The sequence below is a fragment of the Pseudomonas sp. ATCC PTA-122608 genome (assembly GCF_001952855.1).
Taxonomy (GTDB): Bacteria; Pseudomonadota; Gammaproteobacteria; order Pseudomonadales; family Pseudomonadaceae; genus Aquipseudomonas.
Map to the genome: position 1 here is coordinate 38,151 of NZ_LPNO01000006.1, position 24,585 is coordinate 62,735.

General features: G+C 62.3%; 20 protein-coding genes. 10 read left to right on the plus strand and 10 right to left on the minus strand.

From position 1 onward, the window contains the following. The first annotated feature begins 256 nt into the window (after positions 1 to 256). Positions 257 to 3,475 carry a type III effector HrpK domain-containing protein gene (locus AU074_RS07360; protein ID WP_076014157.1) on the plus strand — a complete coding sequence of 1,073 codons (3,219 nt, stop codon included), beginning with the start codon at positions 257 to 259 and terminating at the stop codon, positions 3,473 to 3,475. Between the two features lie 72 nt (positions 3,476 to 3,547). Continuing rightward, the gene (locus tag AU074_RS07365) at positions 3,548 to 3,994 is read left to right on the plus strand and encodes a winged helix-turn-helix domain-containing protein (RefSeq protein ID WP_076014158.1); all 447 of its coding nucleotides are present in this window, start codon (positions 3,548 to 3,550) and stop codon (positions 3,992 to 3,994) included. Positions 3,995 to 4,820: 826 nt separating this feature from the next. On the opposite strand, the gene AU074_RS07375 is transcribed toward AU074_RS07365, so the two are convergent. Continuing rightward, positions 4,821 to 5,681: a Dyp-type peroxidase gene (locus AU074_RS07375; protein ID WP_076014160.1), complete on the minus strand. Its 861-nt coding sequence runs from the start codon at positions 5,679 to 5,681 to the stop codon at positions 4,821 to 4,823. A 28-nt stretch (positions 5,682 to 5,709) separates the two neighbouring features. Then, positions 5,710 to 6,432 (minus strand): helix-turn-helix transcriptional regulator, encoded by a 723-nt coding sequence (locus AU074_RS07380; RefSeq protein WP_076014161.1) that lies wholly within the window; start codon positions 6,430 to 6,432, stop codon positions 5,710 to 5,712. A gap of 127 nt (positions 6,433 to 6,559) precedes the next feature. Between AU074_RS07380 and AU074_RS07385 the strand changes: the two genes are divergently transcribed. The 3 genes from AU074_RS07385 to AU074_RS07395 all read left to right on the plus strand — a co-directional run bounded on the left by AU074_RS07385 (position 6,560) and on the right by AU074_RS07395 (position 10,748). Continuing rightward, positions 6,560 to 7,822, plus strand: coding sequence for an MFS transporter (locus tag AU074_RS07385; RefSeq protein WP_076014162.1), 1,263 nt, complete (start codon positions 6,560 to 6,562; stop codon positions 7,820 to 7,822). Positions 7,823 to 7,900: 78 nt separating this feature from the next. Further along, positions 7,901 to 9,526 carry an NADP-dependent glyceraldehyde-3-phosphate dehydrogenase gene (locus AU074_RS07390; RefSeq protein WP_076014163.1) on the plus strand — a complete coding sequence of 542 codons (1,626 nt, stop codon included), beginning with the start codon at positions 7,901 to 7,903 and terminating at the stop codon, positions 9,524 to 9,526. A 160-nt stretch (positions 9,527 to 9,686) separates the two neighbouring features. Then, positions 9,687 to 10,748, plus strand: coding sequence for an FUSC family protein (locus AU074_RS07395; protein WP_076014341.1), 1,062 nt, complete (start codon positions 9,687 to 9,689; stop codon positions 10,746 to 10,748). Here AU074_RS07395 and AU074_RS07400 read toward each other — a convergent pair whose 3' ends face one another. Next, positions 10,749 to 11,612, minus strand: a complete 864-nt coding sequence (locus AU074_RS07400) for a LysR family transcriptional regulator (protein WP_076014164.1) — start codon at positions 11,610 to 11,612, stop codon at positions 10,749 to 10,751. It abuts the gene before it with no gap. A gap of 106 nt (positions 11,613 to 11,718) precedes the next feature. On the opposite strand from AU074_RS07400, the gene AU074_RS07405 reads away from it, so the two are divergent. Continuing rightward, positions 11,719 to 12,564, plus strand: a complete 846-nt coding sequence (locus AU074_RS07405) for an alpha/beta fold hydrolase (protein ID WP_076014165.1) — start codon at positions 11,719 to 11,721, stop codon at positions 12,562 to 12,564. A 230-nt stretch (positions 12,565 to 12,794) separates the two neighbouring features. Here the strand turns inward: AU074_RS07405 and AU074_RS07410 are convergent, their stop codons facing one another. Beyond that, positions 12,795 to 13,547 (minus strand): TetR/AcrR family transcriptional regulator, encoded by a 753-nt coding sequence (locus tag AU074_RS07410; RefSeq protein WP_076014166.1) that lies wholly within the window; start codon positions 13,545 to 13,547, stop codon positions 12,795 to 12,797. 366 nt (positions 13,548 to 13,913) lie between these two features. Here AU074_RS07410 and AU074_RS07415 point away from each other — a divergent pair, with 366 nt between their 5' ends. The 4 genes from AU074_RS07415 to AU074_RS07430 are packed head-to-tail and all read left to right on the plus strand — an operon-like array spanning position 13,914 to position 18,543. Beyond that, positions 13,914 to 14,618, plus strand: coding sequence for an ABC transporter ATP-binding protein (locus tag AU074_RS07415; RefSeq protein ID WP_076014167.1), 705 nt, complete (start codon positions 13,914 to 13,916; stop codon positions 14,616 to 14,618). After that, positions 14,615 to 15,814, plus strand: a complete 1,200-nt coding sequence (locus AU074_RS07420; protein ID WP_076014168.1) for an ABC transporter permease — start codon at positions 14,615 to 14,617, stop codon at positions 15,812 to 15,814. The genes AU074_RS07415 and AU074_RS07420 overlap by 4 nt, the downstream gene beginning before the upstream one ends. Next, the gene (locus AU074_RS07425; protein ID WP_076014169.1) at positions 15,807 to 17,288 is read left to right on the plus strand and encodes a TolC family protein; all 1,482 of its coding nucleotides are present in this window, start codon (positions 15,807 to 15,809) and stop codon (positions 17,286 to 17,288) included. Before AU074_RS07420 ends, AU074_RS07425 begins: the two co-directional genes overlap by 8 nt. Continuing rightward, positions 17,278 to 18,543: an efflux RND transporter periplasmic adaptor subunit gene (locus tag AU074_RS07430; RefSeq protein ID WP_076014170.1), complete on the plus strand. Its 1,266-nt coding sequence runs from the start codon at positions 17,278 to 17,280 to the stop codon at positions 18,541 to 18,543. The genes AU074_RS07425 and AU074_RS07430 overlap by 11 nt, the downstream gene beginning before the upstream one ends. Before the next feature lie 104 nt (positions 18,544 to 18,647). Here AU074_RS07430 and AU074_RS07435 read toward each other — a convergent pair whose 3' ends face one another. From AU074_RS07435 to AU074_RS07460, 6 genes are all read right to left on the minus strand, one after another. Continuing rightward, entirely contained in the window at positions 18,648 to 20,066 is a 1,419-nt protein-coding gene (locus AU074_RS07435) for an FAD/NAD(P)-binding protein (protein WP_076014171.1), read from the minus strand. An 86-nt stretch (positions 20,067 to 20,152) separates the two neighbouring features. Further along, positions 20,153 to 20,740: an AMP-binding protein gene (locus tag AU074_RS07440; protein WP_076014172.1), complete on the minus strand. Its 588-nt coding sequence runs from the start codon at positions 20,738 to 20,740 to the stop codon at positions 20,153 to 20,155. 183 nt (positions 20,741 to 20,923) lie between these two features. Further along, positions 20,924 to 22,303 carry an LLM class flavin-dependent oxidoreductase gene (locus tag AU074_RS07445; RefSeq protein WP_076014173.1) on the minus strand — a complete coding sequence of 460 codons (1,380 nt, stop codon included), beginning with the start codon at positions 22,301 to 22,303 and terminating at the stop codon, positions 20,924 to 20,926. Beyond that, the gene (locus AU074_RS07450) at positions 22,303 to 22,644 is read right to left on the minus strand and encodes an acyl-CoA dehydrogenase (RefSeq protein ID WP_017477002.1); all 342 of its coding nucleotides are present in this window, start codon (positions 22,642 to 22,644) and stop codon (positions 22,303 to 22,305) included. The genes AU074_RS07445 and AU074_RS07450 overlap by 1 nt, the downstream gene beginning before the upstream one ends. Positions 22,645 to 22,656: 12 nt before the next feature. Beyond that, the gene (locus AU074_RS07455) at positions 22,657 to 23,853 is read right to left on the minus strand and encodes an SfnB family sulfur acquisition oxidoreductase (RefSeq protein ID WP_076014174.1); all 1,197 of its coding nucleotides are present in this window, start codon (positions 23,851 to 23,853) and stop codon (positions 22,657 to 22,659) included. Positions 23,854 to 24,007: 154 nt separating this feature from the next. Continuing rightward, on the minus strand, positions 24,008 to 24,571 hold the full coding sequence (locus tag AU074_RS07460) for a helix-turn-helix domain-containing protein (RefSeq protein ID WP_076014175.1): 564 nt from the start codon (positions 24,569 to 24,571) through the stop codon (positions 24,008 to 24,010). Positions 24,572 to 24,585: the final 14 nt, after the last annotated feature.

Genomic DNA, 24,585 nt, shown 5'->3' on the forward strand with positions numbered 1-24,585 from the left:
GCGGAAGCCAATAACGCCAGGGCAAAAATGTTGACTACCCAACAATTTATGAAAATAACGCAAACAACTTCACACTTTTACCTAATAGCCAATTGCCCAACTTTGCAGATATTGCCATTTGTAACAAAAGCGACTTGATCATCGCGTTTGATAGCTCGGCGCGGGCTTGTTCAATAACACTTCGCAACTTTCGCCCGCCCCAGTTAGTGCACTTGCACTAAATATCGATTGATATAAGACAACTTCCAGGTGATCTATGACTGCGATCCCGAATGGCCTTGATCCTGCTGACAACAAGGGCCCGGATGGCTCCCAGAGCACGTTCGAAAAAGCCCTGTTCACCGCCGTCGACCGGCCGGTATTCGACCCCTCGAAAATCCGCGGCCCGTCCATCCCGCTGCCTTACCAGAACGTGCAGGCACCGGTGAACAACAGCATCACCTACACCCCGCTGGGCAGCGACAAACCGGTGACCCTCAAGCAGATCGACAACCCCCGGCTGTTTGAGCAATTGGTCAACCAGTACAACGCGCAGCAAAGCGACGCGACGCTTGAGAAGAACCTGGCTGACAGCAAAAGCGCCGGCTACAAGGAGGCCGACGCCAGCACCGTGGCGCCCGGCTTGGGCAATTACAAGGCGATCGGCAGTACCACGGAATTGGGCCCGGGGTTGATCCGCTACGAGACCAGCGCCGGCGACAAAATCGTGGTCAGCCAGAAGGAAACGCCCGCGCTGTTCGCTCAGGTCAGCGGCGATTCGGCCAAGCTCTTCGCGATCAACGCCAGCCAGTCCGAGGGCTACCGCCTGGCCGGCCCCACGGAAACCATGGACCCGGCAGCGAATATCGGCCCGCCCGAAGAAGTCGGCCCGGGGTTGATTCGCTATACCACGGCTTCGGGCGACAAGGTGATCGTGTCCCAGGACATTACCCCCGCGCTGTACGACCAGGTGGCCAAACTGTATGCCGGCAGCACCGGCGCCGCGGGTGCCTCGGACACGTCCTGGATCGACACGTCGTCGTTCGGCGTATCCGGCGCCAAGGACTGGGACACCATCACCGGCAACACCAGCGGCACGCCGACCAAGGAAGAACTCGACCTGAACCGGCCGAAGGCGGCCGCGCAATTGCTCTCGCAAAACTGGGACGCCTGGGGTCTGCACGGCGCGCCGATCGACTTCGCCAACCCGCCGACGACCCTGCCACCCGAGGCCCAGGCCGTGCTCAAGTACGTGGCCAGCAGCCCGAGCCTGATGGCCGCGCTGGACACCGGCGGGCGCGGCAAGGCCGACAACGTGATCACCCATTCGGACGTCGACCACTTCATCGACAACGCCGGCAAGGACCTCGGCGCCGCGTCGAAATCCTATGGCAGCTTCCTCGGCGGCCACCCCGGCGACCTGGCCAAGGCCAATGCCAAGTCGGCGGCAATCCTGATGGCCAACGAGAGCCTGGCCGCCGGCGCCGGTTCAGCGATGCGCCCCGGTGACGCCAACCAGCGCAGCAACGACGGCATGCTGCGCACCGACAACCTGCAAGCCTTGGGCAGCGATTCAGCCCTGAGCACCGAGCTGACCGGCGCGGCGGCCATGTGGTCCAGACCCGGGATGTTCCATGCCCTGGAAACCGGTGGCGACAACCCGGCCACCGGCAAGTCGGACGGCATCGGCACCCGCGACAACATCGGCGCCTGGCTGGAAAAACAGGCACCGAAAACCGACAGCGACACCCTGACCTTCCTCGACGGTGCCGCCACCCGGGATGCCGTCGCCGGCGTCGACACCTCGGGCCTGACCGCCGACATCCTGGCCAACCCGCAGAACTACAGCGGCGAACAGAAAGCCGCAGTACTGGTGCAACTCACCGATGCGCAAACCCGCCTGCTGGTGAGCGACTACGTACCCCACTCCGGGCTGATGGACAAGTACACCTCGCCCCACTACGGCCTCAACCCCAACGAAGACAAGATCAAGGCGCAGCTGCAAAGCGGCATCGAAACCCTCTCGGCCGATCCGGACGTGCAAGGCTTCCTGCAAAACAATCGCGGCCCGGCACTGGCCGACATCGTCGACAGCAACCCGAGCCTGAAAGTCGCGATGCAGGACTACTACACCAATAGCATCGAGACCGGCAAAAACCTCAACGACAACCTCAACGCCAAGGACCAGAACGGCAAGCAGATCGACATGGGCATGGGCCTGCAAAACGCGGCCAACGACACCACCATCGCCAACCTGGCGCTGGGGGGCAACGGCCACGTGGACCTGACCGGCATCGCCGACAAGGCCGGGCAAAGCGACAACGTCCAGCAGTATTACAAGACCGAACTGGTGACCGGCAAAGCCTTCACCGACGCGGTGGCCGGTGGCATGGACCCGACCGTCGCGGCCAGCAGCTTCGCCGCCAGCACTGCCTCGGCCCAGGCCTTCCTCGGCGACAAAGCCTCAGCAGAGGACGCCGCCACCTTGCAGGTGAACTTCAACGAAGCGCTTGGCGATGCGCTGCTCGGCGGCGCCACCACCGACACCCTGAACATCACTTTGGGGGACGGCAAGGGCAACTTCGACGAAGCCAAAGTCACCGCGGCGATCAACGACGCCCAGCAGAAAGACCCGCAGATGTTCGTCACCTCGGACGGCGGCAAGATCGACCCGGCGCAAGTGGTGTCGATGCTGCGTTCGGTATGGGACATCGGGCGCCAGGGCGACAAGATCGCCGACGCACTGCCCAAGGCCATCGAAGGCATGAAGTTCGGCGACGTCAGCCCGGCGTTCAAGCAAGGCCTGCTGCACATCGGCAGTGCAGTGCTGATGAGCGGCGTGCTGATGGCCCGTTCGGCCAGCGGCAGCAACACGCCGGTGGCGGATGCGAACCGGGTATCCGCCGGCCTGCAATTTGCCGGGTTGTTGATGGAGGGTGGCACCAAATACGCCAAGGAGGCGGGTTACGGCATCACGTGGGTCAATCGTCCGGACGGCGGCACCATCGGTGACTTCCCCGGCAAGGTGCCCGTGGGCAAGGGCCCGCTCAGCCCGCAGCAAATCGCCAATCTTGGTGCGGTCGGCAAGATTATCGGCTCGGCGGGCGGGATTATCGGCGGCGTGATCGGGGTGATTGGCGGTGTCGACTCGTTGAAAAAAGGTGATTACCTGAGCGGCAGTTTCTCGGTGGCCACCGGTGTGCTGGGCACGGGTGCGGCGGTGGCCGGATTGGTGGAGGCTGGGGCCGGGTTGTATGGCGCTACGGAAATCGGCGCGGTGGCCGGGACCATCAGCGGCATCCTCGGTGGGGCTACGGCGATTCTCGGCGGGATCGGCAGCGCCTTCCTGCCCTTCGCCCTGGCCGATGCTCATGGCAAGGCGCAGGACGCGTTCTATGGGCAGCTTGTGCCGGTGCTCAAGCAATATGGTTTGACTGGCGGGCCGACGGAACCGGGCGATTATCCGGAAGATCCGATCCCGGCGATCAACACCTGAACCTTCCTTGCAGCCTTGCGTGAAAGGGAGGCGCGTGGGGCTGTGTCCTGAACAAGCATAAAGGTTAATCACATGACGTATTCACAACGCAGCCAACTTGAAGACAGCGCTTTTGAAATTCACTTTGGGCCTTATCGCCTGCTGCCCAAACGTCATCTGCTGCTGAAAAACGGTGAGCCGGTGAGTTTGGGGAATCGGGCCCTGACGTTGCTGATTGCCCTCGCCTCCCGGCCTGGTGAGCTGTTGGAGAAGACCCAATTGCTGGACATCGCCTGGCCACGGTTGGTGGTGGAGGAATGCAACCTGCGGGCGCAGATCAAGGCGATCCGCCGGGCGTTGGGGGATGAAGATTCGGTGTATATCGCGACGGCGACGGGCCAGGGGTATCGGTTTGTCGCGCCGACCTGGGTTGAGCGTGAGGCGCTGAAAAAGCCGGTGGTGTTGGGGGTTTATAGCTGTCGGCGTTGTTTGGGGGGGGATTTGGATCGGGGGCATATCCAGTATTTGGGTAACGGCTGATAGGGGTTCCGCTCTTACAGCGGGTCACTTTTGAAAGGAGCCCAAAAGTAACCAAAAGGCTCTTGCCCCACCACTCGGCACCTCGCTTAGGCTCGGTGTGCCCTCAGCTCCGGCAGCACGAAGCGGGCCGCCGCGACGGGGCGTCCCTGCCCCGTCGCGGCTAAACCGGCGTCCTGCCGGTTTACCCGCTCCGTACTACCTGCGTTCGGCCAGCGTGGTTTAACGGGGCGCCTAAGATCAAGATCAAAAGCAGATCAAGGGCACAGCGGCCTACCGGCCGGCTTGAGTGTGGTGGAGCAACAGCAACAGCAAGATCAGAAGCTAAAGCGGGCACGGTCCAAATGTGGGAGCGGGCTTGCTCGCGAAGGTCGTTAACGATGACGCTGGCATTCTGGATGAACGCGGCGGTCTCAGGTTTTTCGCGAGCAAGCTCGCTCCTACAGAAAAGCAGCCCTGCTTTCGCTCTGGATCTTGCCTCTGCTTCACCACACTCAAGCCGGCCTGTAGGCCGCTGTGCTCTTGCTTTTGATCTGCTTGAGATCTTGATCTACGGGCCCCGTCAACCACGATGGCCGCAAGTAGGCACGGTGGAGCGGGTAAATCGGCAGGGAAGCCGATTTAGCCGCGCCGGGCCATGGATGGCCCGTCGCGGCGGCCCGCGGAATCGGGCCGGAGTGCGGGCATGCCGAGCCCAGGCGAGGCACCGAGTGGTGGGGCAAAGACCTTTTGGTTACTTTTGGGGCGTTTGCCAAAAGTGACCCGCTGTAAGAGCGGAACCATAGGTGGCCGTTACCTAAATAATGGATATGTACCCAGAACAAAAACCTCAGAGCACCAAGCTCAAATCCACCCGCCCATCACGCACCGGCGGACACCAGTAATACCCACCAGTCAAAGGCTTACTAATGCGATACAACCCATCAACAATCCCATCCTCAAGCCCACTCATCCGCCGCAGTTGCGCTTCAAACGCATCAAACGAATGCCCAAACGCCAGGAACATCAACCCCGCCTGACCATTCTCGGCCCATGGCATCGACCGCCGCACCACAAACGCCTCAGGGGTAAAACTCTCCTGAGCCGTACGCTTGGTGTGCGCCGACTCCGGCGCGTCCTCCAGCTCCTCGTTATCACCATGACGCCGACCAATAATGTGATCCCGCTCCAGAGCCGGCAACGCCGCAAACCCATCCAGATCATGCTGCCACTGCTGGATCGCCGCAAAGCTCGCACCACCCGGCGCCACCGCCGCATCCACCGCCGCATCATCATGCGGATTCTCAGTACCATCCTCATAATCAGTCAGATCAAACCCGGTCTTGTAGCGAAACCCCTCGGTCATCTGCACCAGACCAAACCCCGGCGCCAGGGCCTTCTCGAACGCCCGGCTGCGCAACAGCAACTCACCGCGATCCACACCATGCAACCAGACCCACAGCGCCTGCTGGGTCGACGGATTCTCCGCCCCCGGCCCGCTCACATGAGGAAACGCCCGCAACCCGTCAATCCGGGCGCCGAGGGCATTGACCAGCGGCTCACCAAAACCGACCACCGCATTCGCGTCCACCAGTTGCACCAGCGCATCCAGTGCGGCAGGTACGGCGTCCAGCGACTCAATGGCAAAAAACAGATGGCGTGCCTGCAACGGCACCGGTGCGGCAAGAATGCCCGGCTGGTATTGACTCATGTGAACTCCTTCAAGAAAGCCGCGCAGTTTACCCGGCGAGCGCCCGGTTGTGCTCAAGGTTTTCAAGGGCTCGCGGGTCGAGGTTCAACTGCGCCTTGAGTTGCGCCCAGCCTTTGGGCGTGACCAGCACCGCGCGGGAAGTTTTCGAGCGGCGCAGCCAGTCGGCTTCGCACAGGGCATTCAGCAGTTGAACGCCCAGGGGACCCGCCAGGTGATGGGTGCGTTCGGTCCAGTCCAGGCACTGGCGCGCCAAACCCTCCCGCGTGGGCTTGAGAGCTGCCACGTCGACGTCGAGCCCGGCAAACCACTGCGCCCCAGCCGGAAGGAGTTCGTAGCGTTTGTCCTCCACCGCAAGGATATAGCCGCCGTTCTCCAGGGCCTGGGTGATGGCGACGCCCATTTGCCCGGCCAGGTGGTTGTAGCAGCAGCGGGCAAATCGCAGGCCCTGTGCCTGGCGCTCCAGGGGTTTGGCCGGCACCGGTGTGATCACGCTGAGGTACTCGATGGCCCGCGCCACGTGCTCACCGGCCAGGCGGTAATAACGATGCCGGCCCTGGGTTTCGCAGGTCAGCAAACCACCGGCCAACAGCTTGGCCAAGTGGGTGCTGGCGGTTTGCGGGGTGACGGAAGCGGCATGCGCCAGTTCACCGGCGGGCAGCGCGCGGCCGTCGAACAGCGCCAACAGGATCGCCGCGCGGGCGGGCTCGGCGATCAGGGCAGCGACGTCGGAAAAGTTGGCAGCAATGGGCATGGCAGGTCTCCAGCAGGACCGCGCCAGTATAGGCGCACCGGACGACGCCATGCTTCGATCACCGTCGAAGCATCGGCCCGGGCGCTCACGCTAGATTCGCCGCCTGGTTCTTCAAGGATGATCCGTAATGCCTTCTCCTCTTCTTGCACAACGCCGGGTACTGGCCGCCACCAGCCTGAGTTATGTGTTGGTGATACTCGACACCTCCATCGTCAATGTCGCCCTGGAACGCATCGCAACCACGTTGCACACCGGCATCAGCGGGCTGCAATGGGTGGTCAGCGCCTATACCTTGAGCTTTGCCAGCCTGTTGCTCAGTGGCGGCGCGCTGGGGGATCGCTTCGGCGCCCGCCGCCTTTATCTGGTGGGGTTGCTGTTGTTTACCCTGGCCTCGTTGCTGTGTGGTGTGTCCGGGGACTGGATGACCCTGGTGGCAGCGCGGGTGTTGCAAGGCGTGGGGGCGGCGCTGTTGGTGCCCAGTTCGCTGGCGCTGATCAACCAGGCGTTTGTCAACGACGCGGCCGGACGCGCGACGGCCATCGGGGTGTGGGCGGGTTGCGGCGGTATTGCGATGGCGGCCGGGCCGCTGGTGGGCGGCGTGCTGATCGAGCTGTTTGGCTGGCGCAGTATTTTCCTCGCCAACCTGCCGCTGGGGCTGATTGCGATTGCCTTGAGTGCCCGCCTCAACGCCAGTGAGCGCTCGCCAAGGGCGCTGGACCTGCGCGGTCAGTTGAGCGCGATCCTGGCACTGGCAACGTTGATCGGCGTGCTGATCGAAGGCCCGGTGCGCGGTTGGTCTTCCACGCCGATCCTGTTGGCCAGCCTGCTGAGCGTTGTGGCCTGGATCGCCTTCCTGCGGATTGAAACCCGCCAGGCGCAGCCGATGCTGCCGCTCAAGTTGTTCGCCAACCCGGTGTTCAGCGCCTGTGTCGCGGTGTCGCTGATATCGGCGCTGATGCTCTACGGTCTGGTGTTTCTGCTGAGCCTGTATTTCCAACGAGTACTGGGCTACTCCCCGTTATGGACGGGCCTGGCGTTTCTGCCGCTGACCGCGCTGGTGAGCCTGGGCAGCCTGGTCGCCAGCCGTCTGGTCCGAGCCTGGGGCAGCGAACGGTTGATTGGCGTCGCGTTGCTTTTATACCTGGCGGGTTTCGGCCCGATGTTGCTCTACGGCCCCACCACATCCTACCTGTGGATCGCCCTGCCGATGCCGGTGATCGGCCTCGCCGCCGGGTTGATCACCCCCGCCGCCACCAGTGCCTTGATGGGCGCCGTGGACAAGCACCGCGCGGGCATTACCGCCGGTACCCTCAACGCCGCCCGACAGGTGGGCGCGGCGCTGGGGGTGGCGCTTTTCGGCGGCCTGTTGACGGGCCACTTGTGGGCGTAATGCGTCTAGCCCTTGCCACGCGGGGCGTTGATGGGTGAATCTCTAGTCACGTTTTGCAACCATTCCAGGGGTAGCGACATGACCACCGACAACCTGCTCGCCCAGCTGTTTCCCACTGCCGCCGAGATTCCCGAGCAATTCCGGCTCGCGGCGCCCATTGAACAACGTGATTACCTGGTCGGCGGCCAGTTGCATGTGTGGAACGGCCCCTTGGCCGAAGTGCGCAGCCCGGTGCAGTTGCGCGGCGCCGACGGCGACACGCCGGTCATCATCGGCAGCACACCGCTGCTGGACGCCGACACGGCCTTGACCGCCCTCGACGCCGCCGTGGCCGCCTACGACCGTGGCCAGGGCGCGTGGCCGACCATGCGCGTGGTGGATCGCATCCAGCATGTCGAAGCGTTTTTGCGGCGCATGCGTGAACAGCGCGATGCGGTGGTCAAGCTGCTGATGTGGGAGATCGGCAAGAACCTCAAGGACTCGCAGAAAGAGTTCGACCGCACCTGCGACTACATCACCGACACCATCAATGCCCTCAAGGAACTCGACCGCCGCTCCAGCCGCTTCGAGCTGGAACAGGACACCCTCGGGCAAATCCGCCGGGTGCCGCTGGGAGTGGCGCTGTGCATGGGGCCTTACAACTACCCGCTGAACGAGACCTTCACCACGTTGATCCCGGCGCTGATCATGGGCAACACCGTGGTGTTCAAGCCGGCCAAGCTCGGCGTGCTGCTGATTCGCCCGTTGCTGGAGGCGTTCCGCGACAGCTTCCCGGCCGGCGTGATCAACGTGATCTACGGCAGCGGCCGCGAGACGGTCAGCGCGCTTATGGCCAGCGGCAAGATCGATATCTTTGCGTTTATCGGCACCAACAAGGCCGCCAGTGACTTGAAGAAACTGCACCCGAAACCGCACCGCCTACGCGCGGCGTTGGGCCTGGATGCGAAGAATCCCGGGATCGTGCTGCCTCAGGTCGACCTGGACAATGCGGTCAGCGAAGCGGTTACCGGTTCGCTCTCTTTCAATGGCCAGCGTTGCACCGCGTTGAAGATCCTGTTTGTGCATGAAGATGTGGTCGACAGCTTTATCGAGAAATTCAACCGCAAGCTGGCGACCCTCAAGCCTGGTATGCCGTGGGAAGACGGCGTGTCGCTGACGCCGCTGCCCGAGCAGGGCAAGGTCGATTACCTCGGCGGCCTGGTCACCGACGCACTGGCCCACGGCGCCAAGGTGGTGAACGAAAATGGCGGCGCCAGCCGTGGCTCGTTTTTCTATCCGGCAGTGCTGTACCCGGTGAACCCGCAGATGCGCGTGTACCACGAGGAGCAGTTCGGCCCGGTGGTGCCGATCGTGCCTTACCGCGACCTTGAGACGGTGATCGACTACGTGCTGGAATCGGACTTCGGCCAGCAACTGAGTATCTTTGGCACCGACGCGGGTGAAGTCGGACGCCTGGTGGACGCGTTCGCCAATCAGGTGGGCCGGATCAATATCAATGCCCAGTGCCAGCGCGGGCCGGACAGCTTCCCGTTCAACGGGCGCAAGAACTCGGCCGAGGGTACGCTGTCGGTACATGATGCGTTGCGGGTGTTTTCGATCCGTACGCTGGTGGCGACCAAGTTCCAGGCGAGCAATAAGGAACTGGTGAGCGATATCCTGCAGGAGCGCACGTCGAGCTTCTTGACCACTGACTATATTTTCTGAGCCCAACACCGATCTAAAAATGTGGGAGCGGGCTTGCTCGCGAAGGCGGTGGTTCAGTCGCCGGATGTATTGACTGACACGCCGCCTTCGCGAGCAAGCCCGCTCCCACATTTGGACCGTGTGAATCCTTATTGACGAGGCCACATCCAGATTGATGAACCTGCACTTGCCCCTCTTCGCGCGCCGCTTGCTGCGCCCTCTGCTGGACCCGTATCGGCGCTACCGTCACGCCAAATTGATCCATGCGGTACGGGTTTCCATTGGGTTGCTCGCGACGATCCTGCTCACCACCGGCATCAATCTGCCCCACGGTGAGTGGGCCTCGGTGACGATGTTGATCGTGATCGGCGGCTTGCAGCACCACGGCAATATCGGCAAAAAAGCCGTCGAACGCGCCTACGGGACGTTGATCGGTGCCAGCGTCGGTTTGCTGCTGGTGGTGCAGGAGACGTACCTGGGCCAGCCGCTGTTGACCTATTTGCTGATGTCGGTGGTGTGCGGGTTCTTTTCCTATCACGCCATCGGCAAGGGTGGGTACATTGCGTTGTTGTCGGCAATCACCGTGTTTATCGTCGCCGGCCATGGCGACAATCCGTTGTCGGACGGGTTGTGGCGCACCGTCGACATTCTGATCGGCATCGTGCTGGCCCTGGCGTTTTCCTTCGCACTGCCGCTGTATGCGGTGTATTCCTGGCGCTACAACCTGGCCAGTGCCTTGCGCGATTGCGCAGCGATTTATAGCCGGATCATCAGCGGCCAGTCGGTCACCGATGATGAGCACCTCAAGCTGCTGAATCGACTGAATGCGGCGATGCTGCAATTGCGCTCGTTGATGCCGTCGGTGTCCAAGGAAGTGCGGATTTCCATGACCGAGCTGGACACCCTGCAGCGGCATTTGCGGATGTGCATCAGCACCCTGGAGATTCTCGGCAACACCCGGCCCGATCCGCGGGACAAGGAAGCCCTGGCGCGGATGCAGGTGGGGTTGAAGGCCGAGCATCGGCAGATTCGGGTGCAGTTGATCGGCATGGCGCGGGCGCTGCAATCCGGGGCGACCGACCGGCTGGAACGGCCGAGTAATACGCCGACCCACGAGCAGACCTTTGAAGTGCCGGTGGTCAACGCCCTGGATGGTTACCGGTTATTGACCCTGCAACTGGCGGCCAATATTGATGGCATGCGCCAGCGGCTGGCTAAAACCGCCAGCCATTGGAAAATCTGATCAGCCCCGGTGCAGCGCCTGTACCAACAGTTGCTGCAATGCCTGCAACCGGGGCTCGGGGCCGTGCTCGGCAAAGCGCAACACGTTCGCCACTTCGGGCAACGGCATCTGCTGGTCGAAGGGGCGATGCACTTCCACACGCTTGTCGAGGTGGTCGCTGCTGAGCAGGCCGACGCCCAGCCCGGCGGCGATGGCCGATACCACGCCTTCCACCGACCCGCACTCCACCACCACCTGCCAACGAATCCCCACTGCACTCAGGCGTTCCTGCGCCAGTTGCCGGTAAAAGCAGCCGGGGCCGAAGGTGATCAGCCGCACGCAAGAATCAGCGGTGTACTGCCAGCCGGGCCGGGCGCACCAGTGCACCTGTTCGGTCCACAGCAATTGATCCCGCGCTTCGATACGCGGGATGAAATCCTGGTGCAGCGCCAGGTCCAGCTCACGGTCCACCAGGGCCTGGCGCAGTACGTGGCTCTGTTCCACTACGATCCGCACATCCAGCTGGCGGTGCTGCCGAGAAAACTGGCCGAGCAAGTTCGACAATTCGGCCATCGGCACCTGTTCGGTGGCGCCCAGGCGGATGGAGCCTTGCAATTGCACTGGGTTGAAATGCGCCAATGCTGCGTCATGGGCTTCAAGGATGCGCCGGGCATGAATCAACAACTGCGCGCCGTCGTCACTGGCCACCAAGCGCTGGCCGTCGCGCTGGATCAGCGGTCGCTCAAGCTGTTTCTCCAGGCGCTTGATCTTCCAGCTGACCGCCGACTGGCTGAGGTTCAGGCGCTCGGCTGCACGGGTAACGCTGCCGGTTTCGACCACGGTTTGCAGGGCACGCAGCACATCGATGGGCAGTCGCTGGTTCATGATCAACACCTATGACAAAAACAGGATTGCTAGAGAGTAAGTTGTCATTGGTGTCATGACCAGCTGCGCTTTAGGGTAACGCCTTTATTTACCGCGAGGATTTGCCATGACTGCCCTGCTTAACGAAACCGCTCTGATCAACGGTTGGCGCATTGCCACTGGCCGCCATGGCGAGGGGCTGCCGGTGCTGTTGCTGCACGGCACGCCCGCCCACTCCATCATCTGGCGCAAGGTGGTGCCACGCCTGACTGCCGCCGGCATGCAGGTCCACCTGTTCGACATGTTGGGTTTTGGCGCTTCGGAGCGTCCACTCCAGGGGGATACGTCGGTGGCTGTGCAAAGCCGCTTGATTGGCGATTTGCTGGACCACTGGGGGCTCGAGCGTGTGCACCTGGTGGGCCATGACATCGGCGGCGTCAACGCGCTGCTGTTTGCCCTTGACCATCCACAGCGGGTGCACTCATTGACGGTTGCCGACGCGCCCAGCTATGACTCGTGGCCATCACCCACCTGGCGCGGGATTCATCAGCGATTTGCCGAACATGCGCGCATGGCGCCGGATGAACACCGCACGTTGATGATCCGACAACTGGCCATGGCCGTGTCCGACAAGAGCGTGATGCAGGGCGCGCTGCTGGAGGAATACCTGGCGCCGATCAGTGGCGTTATCGGCCAGCCGGCGTTCTACCAGCATCAGGTGGCGCATTACGACTCGCGGTATACCGCCGATTTCGCTGAGCGCCTGCCGGGCATGGATTTGCCGGTGCAGATTTTGTGGGGCGCTGAAGATGAATGGCAGCCGCTGGTTTATGCACATCGCTTGCAACAGGACATTCGTGGGGCAGAGCTGCACGTGGTGGAGAACGCCGGGCACTTTCTGATGGAGGATGCGCCTGAACGGGTGAGCAAGTACCTTTTGGACTTTATTGGCCGGGCTCACTGTCAACGCTGACAGCCATTTGTCGGGTTTACACAAGCTATTAGACTTCACACTTTCTCTTACATATTTTTCACGTTTTATTCACATCCAGAGACGTAGGGTAAAGCCTCATCCGTTACAAACGTTGCACATCAAGGCCCGCCGCCCCAGCGGGCTTTTTTTTGCCCGGGAGTTGAGTGTTCGCAAGGATGTGTACAGGTGGGATCAAGCAAGCCGGCTCATTGCGAGCCGGCCTTGATGTGTCAGCGAGCAACCTTGTTGACAGGCGACGACGCTTGCTCACGAATCGCACGCTGAGTGTCGAGCACCCGCGCCAGGGCCGTTTCAGCTTCGGGGCTTTGCTGCGGCACGCGAATCGCAGCCGACACCAGGGTGATCAGCTTAGCCATCACCTCGGCGTCCGTCGCCGGCCGCCCCAGGCTCATGGAATTCATCAGCAAACGCAGCTCGGTACCGGCCATTACCCCGGAGATTGCCTTGAGGGCAAATTGCAGGCGCACCCCCAACTCATTACGCGGCAAGTCCGGCAAGGCCAGGGCGAATGCTTCAAAGAAGCGTTGGAACACCGGCTGGTAATGCACCTTGAGGTATTCCTGGATAAACGGCGACGTGTCGCTGTAAACCCGTCCCAGGAAGCGGATGAATGAACGCCCTTCCCCACTGGCCGGATCGCTGCGCTCCAGGCCCATGGCCGGCGCGAACAGCACGCCGAGCAAAGTGTCGCAATCCAGCGGGCCGTCGGATTCGGCTTCGCACCTTGCCAGCAACTCCAGGCGCTGCTCGTTGAGCGGCTCCAGGCGCTGCATCAGCAGGGTTTTCATCAGGGAATCCTTGTCCCCGAAGTGGTAGTTCACCGCAGCGAGATTGACCTGAGCCCTCTCGGTAATCTGCCGCAACAAAACAGCGTCATAGCCGTACTTGATGAAAAGAGCCTCTGTCGCATCCAGCAATCGAGTCTTGGTAACGTTTGGAGCGCTGAGTTTCTTCGCGACCATAGGGGGTGGGGTTCCACTGCGGAAATATTGTTTTAAAAAATAATTTGATTTTTTATACCGGGGCCGCTGCCCGAAAGCAAGTAGTGACACTGCGCCATACTATTCAAAGCCAACAGCGACGGGCTCGTTGAGGGTAGTCAAAGGACTTTTGAAGCGCTTGAAATGCCCCATTCAAGAATCGTTTCAAAGGGTAAAACCGCTCTATATCCATGGCTGGCGGAACAGCTGGATCGCGGTTAGTATTCAAACAATATTTTAAAAACAAGAAATAAAACCAGTCCGTGACGCGTACCAGGCAGCTCCTGAACTTGTTACAAGGATTTTCGGGGGAAGCACGGCGCTGTCGAGGCTGCAGGCGTAGTCACGATGACAGATACCCCCGCGCACCCAGGCTTCATCTCCCTGCAAGGCATCGGCAAAAGCTATCAGCTGGCCGGGCAACACCTGTCGATTCTCAACGATGTATGCCTGGCCATCGAAACCGGCGACAGCTGCGGCATTCTCGGCGCGTCCGGCTCCGGTAAAAGTACCCTGCTCAATATCCTCGGCCTGCTCGACTTGCCCGACTGTGGCCAGTACCGCTTTGCCGGCCATGACATCTTCAGCGCCAGCCCCGACCAACTGGCCGCGATCCGCAATCAGCAGATCGGTTTCGTCTTTCAAAGCTTCAACTTGCTGCCACGCCTCAGTGCGCTGGACAACGTTGCCCTGCCCCTGAGCTATCGCGGCGTATCACGCCATGACTCGGTGGAACAGGCTTTGCGCATGCTCGACCAGGTGGGCCTGGCCGACCGTGCTCACCATCGCCCGGCCGACCTCTCCGGCGGCCAGCGCCAACGGGTCGCCATCGCGCGGGCGTTGGTCGGCAACCCGTCGGTGATCCTCGCCGACGAACCCACCGGCAACCTCGACAGCACCACCGCCCAGGAGATCATGGACCTGCTGCTGGCGCTCAATCGCGAGCAGCAGGTGACGCTGATTATTGTCACCCACGACCCGCATATCGCCGAGCGCCTGAATCGCAAGATCCTGGTGCGCAATGGCGTGGTGCAAGAGGCCGGGCGCCTATGAGCCTGCGGATCGAACAAAGCCTGAGCCAGTTGCTGCACGAGGCGTTTGTCAGCCTGCGCACCCTGGGCAAGCGCTCGATCCTGGCCCTGTTGGGTATCGTCATCGGCAGTTCCTCAGTGGTGGCACTGATCAATATCGGGCACAACGCCGCCGAGGACGCGGCGATGATTTTCAAGGACATGGGCACCGACACCCTGGTGGCGCAATTTCCACCCAAAGGCGCCAGCAACGCACAGATGCCGGCCAGCCTCGACCTGGAAGCCGTGCGCCGCAGCGTTCCCGGCATCGCCCATATCGCCTCGGTCTCGCTGTTCAGCGGGCCAGTGGTGTTCCATGGCCGCACCTTCAACGCAAGCTTTGTTGGCACGACGCCAGACTTGAAGGACGCGATGCGCCTATCCCTGCGCGACGGGCGTTTCCTGTCGAGTTTCGATGCGGGCGAAACCTATGTGGTGATCGGTGACCAGATCGTCCAGGCCTTGAGCGCGCCCGGCGACCCGCTGCAACTGGGCGACCGGGTGCGCATCAACGATTACCTGTTCCTGGTGGTGGGGATTCTGCACAGCCAGCCCCGGGCGATGCTGATCCCGGTACAGGCCAACGAATCGCTGTTCTTGCCCGCCCCGGGCATGCGCCGGATCTATGCCAGCCCGCAAGTCGGCAATGTGATTATCCGCGCCACCCCCGGCCAGGATATGGAACGTGTTGCCCAAGAGGCGACCGTGGCGCTAAGCAATCAACTCACCGATCACGATGTCGACATCCAGGTGCCCCAGCAAATGATCGACGGCATGACCCGGCAAAGCCGCACCTTCGCCTACCTGCTGCTGGCGCTGGGCGCGATATCCCTGGTGGGCGGCGGCGTCGGGGTGATGAACGTGATGCTGATGAACGTCTCGGAACGACGCCGGGAAATCGGGATTCGCATGGCCCTCGGCGCGCGCCAACGAGACATTCGCAACCTGTTCCTGCTGGAGGCCGTGACGTTGACTGCCGTGGGGGCACTGTGCGGCGCGGTGCTGGGCATGACCGCCGCGTATCTGTATGCCTGGCTGTCCGGCTGGCAGTTTTCCCTGGCGGTGGCCGCGCTGCCGCTGGGGGTGGGCAGTACGTTGCTGGTAGGTCTGTTTTTCGGGATCTACCCGGCAGTCTCCGCCTCGCGGCTGCAGCCGGTGGAGGCCCTGCGCGATGAATAAACGGCTGCTGTTGTTGATCGCACTGGTGAGCTTGCACAGCGTGGCCGCCGACGTGGTGATTCGCCCCTCCGCGCCCAGTACCACCCGCAGTGGCTACGAACGCAGTGTGTCGCTGAATGCCCAGTCCACCACACTGACCCTGGGGGATGCGGTGTACCTGGGCCTGCGCAACAACCCGGCGATTCGCAGCGCCTACCTGCAGCGGGTGGCGCAGAAATTCGACCTGCGGGTGGCCGAAGACACCTTCAACCCCAAGCTGACCCTGAACAGCTATTACCGCACCACTAAAGGCACTGAAGACAGCTCCCGCAACGCTAACCTCGCGCCCAATGCCACCTTGCTCAGTGAGTACGGCACGCGGCTGAGCATGAACTGGACCCAGCAACTGAACAATGCCGATCGCGCCGGGCGCTACCGCAGCGACGGCCTCGACCTGTCGGTGATCCAGCCCCTGATGCGTGGCGCCGGCTGGAACGCCACCACCGCGCCGCTGCGCCTGTCACGCCTGGCGGAGCAGGCCAACCGCCTGAACCTCAAGGCCAACGTGGCGCAGACCATCAGCAATATCATCGCCACCTACCGCGAACTGCTGCGGGCCCAGGAACAGTTAAGCATCGTCCAGGACGCCCTCAAGCGCTCCGACACCTTGCTGGAGGTGAACAAGGCGCTGATCAGTGCCGGGCGCATGGCCGAGTTCGAGATCGTGCAGACCGAAGCCGATATCGCCACCCAGCAACTGGGAGTGGAAGAAGCCCAGAACCAACTGGACACCAGCCGCCTGGCCCTGCTGCGCCTGCTGGCCCTCGACCTGTCGACACCTATCCGTGCTACCGAAGCCCTTGAAGCCAAGCGCATGGACATCGACAAGCGCCAGGCTTTCCTCCTGGCGCAGAACCAGCAACCGGAATACCTCGCCACCCTGCTCGGCAGCCAGCAGGCCGACCTCAACCTGGTGATCGCCAAGGACTCCGGACGCTGGCAAGTGGACCTGGTGGCCGGCGCCAACCAGATTCGGGCCGCCACCGACAACGACAACGGCTCTTCGAATAACCGGCGCTGGGACAGCTACGCCGGTGTGCAGGTGCAGATTCCCATCGGTGATATCAGCACCCACCAGGCCGAGGTGCACGCGCGAGTCGACGTGGAAAACCAGGAGATCATCATCGCCGACGCGCGCCAGCAACTGGAGCGCGACGTCAACGACGTGGTACGCGACCTGGGCACCCGCTGGCGTCAGTATGAAATTTCCCAGCGGGCGGTGGAGTTGTCCAAGCGCAAGATCGAAATCGAACGGGAAAAACTCAGCGCCGGGCGCTCCACCAACTTCCAGGTACTGAGTTTCGAAACCGACCTGCGCAACGCCGAAAACTCGCGGCTCAATGCACTGATTGCCTATTTGAACGCCCAGACTCAGTTCGACCTGACCCTGGGCATGACGCTGGAAAGTTGGGAAATCGCCCTCAATGACTACTAATAAAAAGCGCCTGCTGGGTGCCGTGTTGATTGTGCTGGTGGCCGGTGTCGGCATCACGCTGCTCAGCCGTCAAAGCCCGGCCGCCAACCCGACCGGCAACGCCGAACAGTGGCTGGAGGTGAAAGTCGACCCGCTGGTGCATCAGATCGGCCTGGTGGGCAAGATCGAGCCTGACACCACCATCACCCTCACCGCACCGTTCGACGGCAATGTGCAGGCCAACCTGGTGGAACAGGGCCAGCGAGTGGAAGCCGGCCAGGTGCTGCTGCGCATGGACCCGGCCACCGTTGAAGTGCAACTGCGCGACGCCCTCTCGGCGCAGCTCAAGGCCCGACGCACCGTGCAGGAAATGCAGGACTGGGACAGCGGCCAGCAAGTCGGGCGCGCCCGCCGCACCCTGCGCACCGCCGAGATGACCGCCAGCAACACCCAGCGCAAACTCACCGAAAGCGAGAACCTGTTCAAGCGCGGCATCATCCCGCGCAACGAACTCGATGACCTCAAGCAACAGGCCACCCAGCAACAGCTGGACCTGGTGGCCGCCCGTGGCGAACTGCAACAGGCGATGGAGCAAGGCAAGGGCGAATACCGACAGATCGCCGATATGGAGCTGACCAACGCCACGGTGAAATATGACGCCCTGCGCACCTTGCTGGATGGCAAGGAGGTCAAGGCACCGTTCTCCGGCATTGTGGTGCCGGCGCCGGGCAGTAACTCATCGGCCCAGGGTGGCGGGAACAACAACACACCGGTGCAGGCCGGGAGCAAGGTCAGCCAGGGCCAGGTGCTGTTTGGCCTGGCGAACATCGAGAAGCTGAAAATCGTCGCGAAGGTCTCGGAGCTGGATATCAACCAGTTGCACCAAGGGCAGGCGGTGGAGGTGCTGGGCGACGGGTTTGACGGGGAACGGCTGACAGGGTCGGTCAGTGTGGTCAGTGGCTTGGCGATTGCCAGCGACAGCCAGGGCAGCGCGCAGTTTCCGGTAACCCTGTCGATTCCCAAGCTGACGCCGCAGCAGCTGCAACGGGTAAGGTTGGGGATGAGTGCGCGGTTGACCATCGTGACCTACAACAATGACCAGGCGATTGTCGTGCCGGCCCAGGCGATCAGTCGCGGGGAGGGGGTGACGACTGTGGAATATCGCGCGGCGATGGATAAGCCGGTGGAGCGGGTGACGGTGACAACCGGGCAGTCGACGGCGCAGGGGGTGGAGGTGTTTGGGTTGAAGCCGGGGTTTGTGAAGGTCGGGCCATGAACCCCGACCTGTAGGAGCTGGCTTGCCTGCGATAGCAATCTGTCAGTTGATAAAAATGCAGCTGACCCACCGCTATCGCAGGCAAGCCAGCTCCCACATTAGATTTAGAGGTGTGCCAACCTGGCGGCGAGGGCCTTGGCCTGAATCGCCACATCCGTCACCGCGGTACTTTCCCACCACATCCCGCGCAACGGTGGGCCCATGGCAAACAGTCGCTGGCTGACCTGGCCGTGGGCGTCCAGCACGGCACCCGACACATCCGCCGCAATCCCCAAGGCCAACGGCCCGGGTTGAATCAACCCACGTTTGAGCAACTGTCGGGGCAACGGCCTGGCCACGCGCCGCCAGTCGTATTCAATCCCGCTGGAGTTGATCAGCGCCGCCCCTGACACCTGGACGACTTCCTGCTCGCCACGAGGGCGCAGGCGAATGGTGACATCACCCGCCGAAGGCACCAGCCCCTTGTACGAAGCTGCCCGAATCCGCAACCGCCCTTCCCCGTGCAACCGCGCCACCAACTCGGCACTCAGGGGCGGCGAGCGGTGGTGATGGCTTTCCCACCAAGGCCGAATATGCCGCACGAACTGGCGTTTCTCCGCCTCGCTGGCCTGGCTCCACAAACGTCCGATATTGGCGCGCACAGTGTCCAGCGGCGCTTGCCAGTCAATCCCCTGCTCCAGCGCGAGCTTGCATTGGCGGCGTACTTCCCGCAGCAATTGCCGAGGGCTGCGCAAGCGGTGGTCTTCTCCCAGGAAATCGACCCAGGCCGGCGGCTGCCGGCGCACGTGGGGCAGCAGGCCGTGGCGCGAAAAAATCTCGATGGGCCCGCGATGGCCGGCCTGTTCCAGTGAGACTACGGCATCCACCATGGTCAGCCCGGAACCGATGATCAGCACCGTGGAGTGCGGGTCCAATTGGGTCATGGCCTGCACATCCCACGGGTCGACCGCCGCGGCATTCAAGCCGCTGGATTCGGTCTGAGGTGTACGCGCTGCCGGGAACATGCCGGTGGCTAATACGGCAAACGCACCGCGCAGTTGCTGGCCGTCGCTCAAGGTCAGCAGCGTGGCGTGTTCATCCACCTCAAGGTCTGTCACCTCAGCCCGGACATGCTCGACGGTCGACGCCGATAGCGCCCTGGCCTCCGCCAGCCGTTGTTGCGCATACAAGCCAAAAATTCCGCGGGGCGGAAACAGTTCGCTGATGGGCACGTGTTGTTGGTCCGACTCCGGCCAACCGCCTTTGGCAATGTAATCCGTCAGCCATTGGGTCAAGTCATCGGCGTTGTCCGGGTCGACGCTCATACGTGCGGCGTTGCCGTTCAGGGTGTGGCCGAGTTCCACCGCACTGTAGGCCTCGCCGCGCCCCAGTTCCTGACGCGGTTCAATCACCAGGATCTGCCGCTTGCCCGGCAGGCGCAGCAGTTGCACCGCCAGCATCGTCCCGCTCAGGCCGCCGCCGACAATCAGCACATCAGCGTTGCGAATGGCGCTCGTCGCCTGTCCGCGTTCGGTTTCACTCATGAAATTGCGCCCTTACTGTCTGCCTGAATGGTTGTGGTAAAAATCGCCCCGTGCAGTATCCAGCACATCGACCCGGGACGCCTAGTTCAGCCCGACTGTGGGAAGCCCAGGCTTTGGCCGCTGCTCAGCCATTGCGCCAGCACCGTCGCCAGGCCGCCTTGCCAGTGGGTGCTCTCCTCGCTCCACAATTCGGTTTTGCCGGATGGCTGCCACCAGCGGCAGAGCCGTTGCGAGGTGTCCACGGGGCCGACCTGTTGCACAAGCGCCACCGGCTGCAGCCCTTGGATGTATGCGTGGGTAGGACGAATGCGCCACACCTGTTGCTGCAAGGCGGCGGGCTCCAGGTCGTCCGCCAGGGTCAGGATTTGGCCACCGATCACCTGGGCGGCCAGGGCCAGCAGCAACAAACCGGGTTCGAAGGCACCGCTCAGGGCCAGCCGCGACTGTTCGGTAAAACCCTGCTGACGCAAGCCATCGGCCAGACGCTCGACGTCGCGCAGGGTGTCAATCCAGCGCCAGGCGTACCACTGGCCGTCACGCTTGTGGCGCAGGGCGCTGTGCAACGGGGTCACTTGTGCCCAATGGCGCAGTTGCGCCAACGCCTCGGGCAGCACCGTGACCCGTTCGGCGGGCCATTCCACATCCAGCGGAAGTTCGAGTTCATGCACGCTCATAGGGTGATGCTCCTATTGGTGAAACAAGCATGCGGTGGTCCGCTGGCTGAAATCGTTGGATCGATGAAGATCAAATGTGGGAGCTGGCTTGCCTGCGATGGCGGTGAGTCAGCTTGCATCTCTACCGGCTGATACTCCGCTATCGCAGGCAAGCCAGCTCCCACATTGATTCAGTTTCTCCCGTTAGATCGCAGTGGCCTTCAGGTCACGATAGCGGGCTCCAGGATGGTTATCCGCCAAGCGTGCGCCGTCTCCAAACAACTTCTCCCGCAGGGTGCCCTGGGCATACTCAGTCTTGTACACGCCACGCTTCTGCAGCTCCGGCACCAGCAGCTCGACCGCGTCGATAAAGGTCTCGTGGGTCAGTGCATAGGCCAGGTTGAAGCCGTCCACATCGGTCTCCTCAACCCATTCCTGCAACAGATCGGCCACGGTTTCCGGGCCGCCGACAAACAACGGGCCGAAGCCGCCGATGCCAACCCAGTCTGCCAGTTCATTCGGGGTCCAGACCTTGTTCGGGTCTGCGGTGGAGAACGCTTCCACAGCCGATTGAATAGCGTTGGTGTGCACATGCTTGAGGGGTTCATCAGGCTTGAACTGGCTGAAATCAATGCCGGTCCAGCCGGAGATCAGGGCCATTGCGCCTTCGTAGCTGACGTAGGATTTGTACTCTTCAAACTTGGCCTTGGCCTTGGCGTCGGTTTCGCCAACGATCACCGTCTGCAGGTTGAAGATCAGGATTTTCTTCGGATCACGGCCTGCCTCAGCCGCACGCCGGCGGATGTCAGCGACGGTTTTCTTCAGCAGTACTTTCGAAGGTGCGGCAACGAATACGCACTCGGCCTGCTCGGCGGCGAACTGTTTGCCCCGGCTGGAAGCGCCGGCCTGGTACAGCACTGGGGTGCGTTGTGGCGAAGGCTCGCAGAGGTGAATGCCGGGCACCTGGAAGTGTTTGCCGACGTGACGGATCTCGTGGATCTTGCTCGGGTCACTGAAAATCCGCCGCTCGCGGTCGCGCAACACGGCGCCCTCCTCCCAGCTGCCTTCCCAGAGTTTGTAGCAAACCTCCAGGTATTCCTCGGCGTAGTCGTAGCGCGCATCGTGTTCGGTCTGGGCTTTCTGGCCGAGGTTCTTCGCGCCGCTTTCCAGATACGAGGTGACGATGTTCCAGCCGACGCGGCCCTTGGTCAGGTGATCGAGGGTGGAAAGGCGCCGGGCGAACGGGTACGGGTGTTCGAAGGACAGTGAAGCCGTCAGGCCAAAACCCAGGTGTTCGGTGACCAGCGCCATCGGTGCGATCAGCGACAGTGGGTCGTTGACCGGCACTTGGGTAGCCTGGCGAATCGCCGCGTCACCGTTGCCGTTGTAGACGTCGTAGATGCCCAGCACGTCGGCGATAAACAGGCCGTCGAACTTGCCGCGCTCGAGGATTTTCGCCAGGTCGGTCCAGTATTCCAGGTCTTTGTACTGCCACGAGCGGTCACGCGGGTGCGCCCACAGGCCCGGCGACTGGTGGCCGACACAGTTCATGTCGAAGGCATTCAAGCGGATTTCACGAGGCATTAAACAGTACTCCGGGGGGCGACACCGTTGAGGTGGTAGTTGCCGACAATCTGGTATTTCCAGCGCAAGGGATCATCAAGGGTGGGTGGCAGTGCGGTGCGCTGGCCGGTGAGTTCGAATTCGGCGTTGCTGGCGGCGATAAGAGCTTCGGCCGCCGCGATCTGCGCTTCGGTGAGGGCAACCGGGCTGGGGTGGGTTTCGGCACGCTCGAACAAAGCGGCCGCGACCTCCACGCGAATCTGCAAATCGCCGAAGCGGCTGATCACGTAGGGGTCATCACTTTTCTCGACAAAGCGCCGGGTGCTTTCCAGCAGTTGGCGCGCCTGATTCAGTGCGGTCATGGATAAAGCTCCTCAGTTCCAGGCATGGCGTGCAGGCTTGACGCCGTTGAGCACAAAGTTGCCGATCAGGTGGTATTTCCAGCGGGCCGGGTCATGCAGGGTGTGGGTGCGCGCGTTGCGCCAGAAGCGGTCGAGGTTGTGCTTGCCGGACACCGAACGGGTGCCGGCCAGTTCGAAGAGTTTGCTGCTGGCGAGCAGCGCGGTTTCGGCTGACAACACCTTGGCCTGGGCGACCACCAGCGACGCGTTGGCCACCGTGTCTTCGTTGGGATTGGCCAAGGCCTGGTCTACGGCAACGCCGGCCTTGGCGAGGATCGCTTCGGTGCCGTGGACCCGCCATTCCAGGTCGCCGATGGCGGCAATGGTGAACGGGTCTTGCCAACCGTGATCCTGCTGGCTGTCGATCCAGGGCCGGGCCTGGCGGGCATGAATCTTGGCTTGTTCCAGGGCACCGAGGGCGATGCCGGTGTCGACGGCCGCCTGGATGATTTGCGAAATCGGGCCGTTGGCGGTGGGCTGATCGAACGCCTGGTGGGCGGGAATCACCGCACTGAGCGGCACCTTCACGCCGTCGAGGGTCACGCCCCCGCTGGCCGTGGTACGTTGGCCAAACCCGTCCCAACTGTCGATCACTTGCAGGCCCGGCGCGTCGCGTTCGACAAAGGCAATGAAGGCCTGGTCTTTTTCGTTGACGCCCACAGTCGGCACGATATGGGCGAACAGTGCGCCGGTGCAGTAGAACTTCTCGCCATTGATGTACGCGCTGTCGCCGTCAAAGCGCACTTGCGTATCAAAGGTACCGGCGTTTTTGCTCTTGGCCTCGGAGAAGGCATTACCGAAGCGATAACCCTGCAAGACCTTGGCGAAGTAATCCTGTTTTTGTTCCTCGCTGGCGGTTTGCAGGAGGATGTCGACGACGCCCAGGTGGTTCTGCGGAATTTGCCCCAGGGACGGGTCGGCGGCGGAGATCAGCTTGATCACCTCGGCCACCGTCACATAGGACACGCCGGCGCCACCGTAGGCCTTGGGAATGGTGATGCCCCACAGGCCGCTGGCGGAAAATTCATCCAGCTCGGCTACCGGCAGGCGTCGTTCGCGGTCACGCACACCGGCCTCGACGGCAAAACGCTTGGCCAGCTCGGTGGCGACGGCAATGGCTTCGGCGTCTGAACGAATGATGTGGGCAGGTTGCAGGGGTTGGGCTGACATGGGCCGACTCCAGGCTCCAGAGAGATACTGGGGTAATTGCAGGAGTCGTGCCTGAATCCAATGATCAATGAAATCAGCGGGTTGCCGGTAAGTCAGGGAAGTCGTTGGCGGTTCAAAACAGCAAAGTGTCCAACCACTGTTGCGCTGCCAACAGTTAGATCACCACGTTACGCACAAACCGTACCGCCACTTCGCCGTCATTGCGATAGGCGTGAAGGTGGCGACTGGCGAACATCAGGAACTCACCGGTGGCGACGTGTTTTTCCTCGTCACCCAGCACCAGCGTCAGCGTGCCTTCGAACACAAACAACTGCACGCTCCAGCCCTCGGGGTCCGGTTCGGGCATGTAGCGATCGCCGGGCTCCAGGCGCATCTCCCATAGTTCCACCTCGCGGCGCGCGGTGGCTTTGGCCAGCAGCACGGCTTTGCTGCCGGGGATGTCACCGGCCCAGGCCAGTTCGTTGATACGGCTGTGATCAGCGGCATCCGGGGCCTGGATCAGGTCGCTGAAGGCCACGTCCAGGGCTTCGGCCACTCGGTCGAGGGTCGACAGGCTGACGTTCTTCTCCCCCGCCTCGATTGCCACCAGCATGCGCCGGCTGACGCCGGACTTTTCGGACAACGCCGTCTGGCTCAATTCGGCCGCATGGCGCAAACGCCGAACGTTCTGGCTGACGTGTTGCAGGACCGAGGCCCGTTGTGGATTTTCTTTGTGCACTATATTGCTCACAG